Genomic DNA, 5,876 nt, shown 5'->3' with positions numbered 1-5,876 from the left:
TACTTGAACAACTGCCTGATGCCGAGCATGTTATCGCAGACCGGGGCTATGACAGTGAGAAAGTACGGGAGCAGATCCGAGCGAAAAATGGCGTCCCAACGATACCGCGTAAACGTAATTCAAAAATTGGAAATGGCGATATTGATTGGTGTCTGTACAAATATCGCCATTTAGTAGAGAACGTGTTTGCCAGGCTAAAACATTACCGTTCAGTAGCAACCCGGTATGATAAATTGGCCCGGAATTATGCAAGTACACTTGCCTTGGCTTGCTGTCTATTATGGCTGCCAATGTGGGTTGGCTGAATTATAAACAGCAAAGATCAACAGGCCCTAGGCAACACCGTTAACTGCTGCCCCGATAAATAAAAAGGTTTGCTCAGAGCGTCGCGGATTATTTCAGCAAGTTGCAGTACCACGGCGTCAGAATCAGTATCTGGCAGTAAAATAACGAATTCGTCACCACCAAAGCGGGCAACTGTATCCGTTTGTCGCAAACAAGCCTGAGTACGCTGCGCCGTATGTTGCAATAATTCGTCACCCATGTGGTGGCCGAAATTATCATTTACTTGTTTAAAGTTATCTAAATCTAAATACAGCAAAGCAAACTTGTGCTGCTCCCGCCCGGCATGCATCATTGCTAAACGTAACCTGTCATGAAATAACTCACGATTGGGCAGCTGTGTTAACTGATCATACAGCGCACTTCGCTGCAATCGCTCTAGCACTTGCTTACGCTCTATCGCCACAGCAACCTGCACAGATACAAACTCCAGTAACTCTACTTCACTGTTACTGTAAGCATTAGCATCACCTGCGTTTTGCAGCATAAGTACCCCAATAACAGCGCTATGGGATTTTAGCGGTACGCCTAGCCAATTCGTAGCTTGCTTGGCTATCAAAGGCTTCACTCTCGCGGGTAGGTCACTGACATTGTTGTCTGATATCAAGATCGTTTCTGAGCGACGGATAACTTCCGCACACAAGGTCAGTACATCCAAATTTGCAATATCGTCTGTTAGCGTTTGTAACGCCGCATTGTGGCCAAAAATCAACTCATCTGTATCGCCATCTTTTAGCACGATAGCAAAGCGCCACATTGGCATTAATCCGGCAATAATATGTTGAATACTTTGATACAACGCCTTTAGGTCATCGCTGGCAAACGCCGCTTCAGAAATGGCATACACCGCAGACTGGCGCGCTTCTATTTGCTTACTACAGCTTATATCTCTAGCTACGGCTACACGGCGCTGATCAATGTCCGACCAGCGCGCTGACCACAACAAGTGCACTATTTGGCCATCTTTGCGAATATAGCGGTTCTCAAAATCCACTTTCAACACACCGGCATTTATATCATTAGCGGTATTTAAAGTGCGCTCACGATCATCCGGATGAACGAATTCAATCATTTGCCGCCCCAGCATTTCTGCCGGTGTATAACCAAAAATACGTTCAGCGCCAGCACTGACAAAATCAAACCTGCCATGTCTGTCTACAACACAGATGGCATCTAGCAGTAAGTCTATTTAATTACTTAACGATTCGTAGCTTTTGGCATTCATAAAACAGTAAACGCACTACAGGAAATATACTGGCTAAACTTTAGCATGCTTCTGTCGCTATAGCCGATATTATTAACTGATTTTCTTATCAAAAATGGGGGTACTAACCAGCCTTCATCCTAACGACTACTATCCACGCTGGTATTGAATTTGTTAAGCAATAAATGGCAATTGCGCCACACCAGCGCATAGATCGTGAGCTGCGGGTTTGCGCCCAAACTGGTGGGTAAAATAGAGCCATCAAATACTGATAAATTTTTCAGTTGATGATGACGGCCATCCTGGTTTACGACACCTTTCGTTGGCTCTGCGCTCATATTACAACCGCCCATAACATGTGCCGACACCACCGTTTGACGCAGCTTTTCCATCGGTAGTGCAGCAATAGCCGCTTTTGCTTCTGGCCAGCTGTTATACAGTTTGGCATCGTGATGAATAGGCAGTACTTGTTTTGCTCCGGCGGCAAATTGCAGTTCAGCCATTGATAATAATGCCTCGCGCATGCCCTGCCAGACATAGTCACTGATAGGATAATCTAACACCGGTTGTTGTTGCTGATCTAACTGCACTGTACCGCCCTGGCTTTGCGGATGAAAGCCGTCGCGCTGCAAGGCAATAACAACCTGTAACTGATTGAAATTTTGCATTAACGCCGCGTGCTCTGCCCCGGTGCCAATAAGTTTGGTTGCCATTAGCACGGGGTGCAACGGCGGCACCTCCAGTTTATACCCTGGCTTGTTGTCAGTGTCTGGCCAAACAAATTGGTCGGAGTAAATACTTTGTGGCGCGCCACTATGGCCGTTAATGTCATCAGCAAACAACGCACCAGAAATCACCGTTGGGTGCAAATACGTATGCTTACCTAAACGGCCGGAGGGGTCTGGTACTTTTGAACGCAGCAATAAGGCTGGTGAACCAATAGCGCCAGCTGCAACAATATAGTGTTTTGCCACGATGCTGACATGAATATCCTGCCGTGGCTGAAAATGACTATCAACCGGCACAGCATCAACGCCGGTTATACGGTCGTTTTGCCAGTGCAGCTTGCGCACCGAAAGCCGCGAAATCAGTGTGGCTCCCTGCGCCAGCGCCGCAGGTATGGTACTCACCAGCATCGACTGTTTAGCATTAATCGGACAGCCCATACCGCAGTAACCCAAATTGGCACAGCCATTAACATTGCGTTTTATTACCGTATATTGCCAACCCAGCTTTTCACAGCCTTGTTGCAGCTTGGCGTTGTTAGCATTGGGTGGTACTGGCCATTGATGAATATTTAACCGTTGCTCGGCTTTTTCAAAAAACGGCGTTAAGTCGTTTTCATTGCTAAAATCTAAGCCAAATTCACGCTGCCAATAATCTAATGTAGGCTGGGGGGTGCGAATTGATGTGGTCCAGTTAACGGTGGTAGAACCGCCTACGGTGCGACCTTGTAAAATACCAATGCTTTTATCCCGCGTTTTACGCGCAGCACCTTCCTGATATAAGTTGGGATAGGCCCAGCGCTCTTCCATGACAAAATTATCGCGGGTGTAATAAGCCCCTTCTTCGAGTAATAACACCTTATAACCGGCTTGCGTGAGTTGCTCTGCAGCAATACCGCCACCGGCACCAGAGCCAATAATGACAATGTCGGTTTCAAAATGTCTGTCGCGGGTAAATTGGCTGGCGTCAAGCTGGCTAGTCGTCATGACGTATTCTCATTAGCGAAATTTAGGCGCAGTATACGCCAGCGGTTGCCAGTGTTCTGGCTGGCCATAATAAGCGCCGTACAATAGCTCTCTAAGGCCATGATAGGCCTGCTGCAACGTAGTAAGATAACTGTCACGCCACTGTTGTAATATGGCTAAGCGCTGGTTGATGCTCAGTGCAGCCAGGGTTGTAAAGTGCCCTGTAAAAGCCAATTCAGTGATGCGCTGTGCTAACAAATTGAATAACTGTTGCAGCTCTTGCTGCTGACTCAGCGGTAAAAAAGCGATAAAGTCCGTTATGGCGGTTTTGCTACGCTGTAGTTGGGCCATAGCCAGGGTCGTATCTTCTGGCAAAGCGTCGTACAATAGCGCTGGCAATATTGCTGACAGCACCCAATCGCGGTTATCACTGTTAGGCTGAACACTGTAATGCCAGCCAGCAACACCCAAGCTTGCTGCTGCGCCTAAAGCAATGCCGCTGATTAGAAATTGTCGTCGATCCATTTAACGCTGTCCGCTGTAAAACGTTAACCCATTGTTTATCAGGAAAACCTAATTTGCAAGCTCAAGTCAGACCAGTGATTTCGTCCTCTTTTAAGCCCGCCTGGTGGCTAAAGCACCCGCACTTGCAAACTATCTTTGCCAAATACCTGCGCCCGCGTAAAAAGCAGAAGACGGTTGCAGAAATATTTAGCTTACCTGATGGCGATGAGTTACAACTTAACTGGATGCAACCTTCACGTGTAGCGCCCAATGCCCCTTTGGTAGTGCTGTTGCATGGATTGGCTGGCGACATTAATAGCCATTATGTGCAAACGATGTTGGCGAAATGCCGTCAACTGCGCTGGCCCGCCGTACTGATGCATTTTCGCGGCTGCAATGGCCAGCCAAACAAACTCCCGCGGGCTTACCATAGTGGTGATACTGCTGATTTAGCAGCAGTGCTGGTTGAAATTGGTCAGCGTTTTCCAGAGCAAAAACTGGTCGCCGTTGGTTATTCGCTAGGTGCCAATGTGTTGTTGAAATACTGTGGCGAAAATAATGGCGCCAATCCGTTATCTGCGGTAGTTGCGGTTTGCCCTCCGCTAGATTTATCCGCTTGCGCAAGCCGGATTAATCAAGGCAGTAGCAAGCTTTATCAACATTATTTACTTGGCCGGTTAAAACGTAGCACCCTGCTAAAGCTAAAACAGTTTCCTCAGTTTCCAATCCCGTTAACGGCCCGCAAAGTAAGAAGACTTAGCAGCATTGAACAATTTGACGATGTTTTTACCGCACCTATTCACGGCTTTTTAGACGCACAAGACTATTATCAACAAGCCAGCGGCAAAGCTTTTTTGCAGCATATTGATATTCCGACACTGATTATTCATGCCAAGGATGATCCATTTTTATCAGATGCTGTTATTCCGACTGCAGATGAGCTTAACCAGCATATTCACTATGAACTGACCAGCGGCGGTGGGCATGTTGGCTTTGTGAGTGGCAGTGTATTCAAACCCACTTTTTGGCTAAATCAACGCATACCCGAGTTTCTGCAAGAGCAGCTAGGCAAGTAATTTCCTGCCCAGTTGCCCATTACTCAGATAACAATTGGCGTATCAATTGACACGAGCTTGTAACCGTTCCTTTGCCCGTTTAACGATGCTTTTGTTGCGACCAGCTACTTTGGCTTGCAAAAAGTCTAATGACAATTGTTCCGAGGATACATTCTCATTGTAAAGTAAAGCATCGCTCACGCTTTCAGATGTATCTTCGCTTAATTGCTGTATTTGCTCAGCAGTTAACGGTTGATACATTGCTACCAACAAACGCATATCATCAGATTTTAACTGCATCATATGCTGCATATCGTCAATATCCAGTTGGGATGCACATAAAAAAGACACCATATCGGCTCTTTTATAGCGGCCTAGTAATAATTTCAGCAGCATTTTGATCTTTTGCGGGCTGTAATGCTTATTCTTAAGCACATCGCGGTATCTAATTAAATCCGGCACCAGTGGCAGCAGTGCAGCAAACGCTTCATCAGTCAGTTTATGTAGTTGTTTATAAGCAAACTGCAAAAAAAACATTGGCTCAAAAGCAGAATATAATTGCGCTAACTGCTCAGGCGAAAAGTTTTGCTTTGCTGTTAACCCAGAGCCATAATCCTTTAGTATTTCATAATGCAGCGACTGAGCCTGCGGCAACAATGAAAGCAACACCTCTGTTGAGTTTATATGTACAAATATGCGCGACAACAGCTGTGGATTAGCTGCCATAATGGATTCGGCCTGACTGGTGCGTATTTCGGGATGATCCGGCCAGCGATTTCGGCATGAGTCGGCCACCCATTTCGGTATCATCCGGCCACTGATTTCGGCCTCATCCGGCCATCTGTTTCGGTATCGTCCGGCCAGTTTGTTCTTCCTTCGTTTTACGGACTTTGGCATAACAGTTTTTTAACTGTTTTGCCGGAGTAGTCATGACACGTAAAAAGAAAATGGTAAGGACAGATATGCAAACTTATCTGGATATATTCCGCCTCAAATTTGAAGCACGGTTAAGCGATCGGCAAATCTCCCAAGCGTTGAATATTGGTCGGGCAACCATCAGTGATTTGGTTATCCGCTTTA

6 protein-coding genes are annotated in these 5,876 nt (G+C 46.4%); 2 read left to right on the top strand and 4 right to left on the bottom strand.

The genetic code is table 11. The annotated features are described in order from the left end of the window. On the top strand, positions 1-305 hold a 305-nt coding region (locus H595_RS0119125), incomplete at its 5' end, for an IS5/IS1182 family transposase (protein ID WP_027670053.1). 17 nt (positions 306-322) lie between these two features. Here the strand turns inward: H595_RS0119125 and H595_RS23020 are convergent. From H595_RS23020 to H595_RS0119110, 3 genes are all read right to left on the bottom strand, one after another. Next, positions 323-1,522, bottom strand: coding sequence for a sensor domain-containing protein (locus H595_RS23020; RefSeq protein ID WP_338109757.1), 1,200 nt, complete (start codon positions 1,520-1,522; stop codon positions 323-325). Between the two features lie 164 nt (positions 1,523-1,686). Then, on the bottom strand, positions 1,687-3,258 hold the full coding sequence (locus tag H595_RS0119115; protein ID WP_027672589.1) for a GMC family oxidoreductase: 1,572 nt from the start codon (positions 3,256-3,258) through the stop codon (positions 1,687-1,689). A 12-nt stretch (positions 3,259-3,270) separates the two neighbouring features. Further along, positions 3,271-3,762: a hypothetical protein gene (locus H595_RS0119110; RefSeq protein WP_027672588.1), complete on the bottom strand. Its 492-nt coding sequence runs from the start codon at positions 3,760-3,762 to the stop codon at positions 3,271-3,273. A gap of 53 nt (positions 3,763-3,815) precedes the next feature. On the opposite strand from H595_RS0119110, the gene H595_RS0119105 reads away from it, so the two are divergent. Next, a complete protein-coding gene (locus tag H595_RS0119105) occupies positions 3,816-4,817 on the top strand; it encodes a hydrolase (RefSeq protein WP_027672587.1) in 1,002 nt (333 codons plus the stop codon). Between the two features lie 42 nt (positions 4,818-4,859). On the opposite strand, the gene H595_RS0119100 is transcribed toward H595_RS0119105, so the two are convergent. Next, a complete protein-coding gene (locus tag H595_RS0119100; RefSeq protein ID WP_156886031.1) occupies positions 4,860-5,693 on the bottom strand; it encodes a hypothetical protein in 834 nt (277 codons plus the stop codon). Positions 5,694-5,876: the final 183 nt, after the last annotated feature.

It is taken from the genome of Rheinheimera baltica DSM 14885, assembly GCF_000425345.1.
GTDB lineage: Bacteria > Pseudomonadota > Gammaproteobacteria > Enterobacterales > Alteromonadaceae > Alishewanella > Alishewanella baltica.
This window is presented reverse-complemented; position numbering and strand designations above follow the sequence as displayed.

Coding starts and splice junctions, on each gene's coding strand:
- H595_RS0119100 (WP_156886031.1), bottom strand. CDS start 5,693: ATGCCAAAGTCCGTAAAACGAAGGAAGAACAAACTGGCCGGACGATAC.
- H595_RS0119115 (WP_027672589.1), bottom strand. CDS start 3,258: ATGACGACTAGCCAGCTTGACGCCAGCCAATTTACCCGCGACAGACAT.
- H595_RS0119110 (WP_027672588.1), bottom strand. CDS start 3,762: ATGGATCGACGACAATTTCTAATCAGCGGCATTGCTTTAGGCGCAGCA.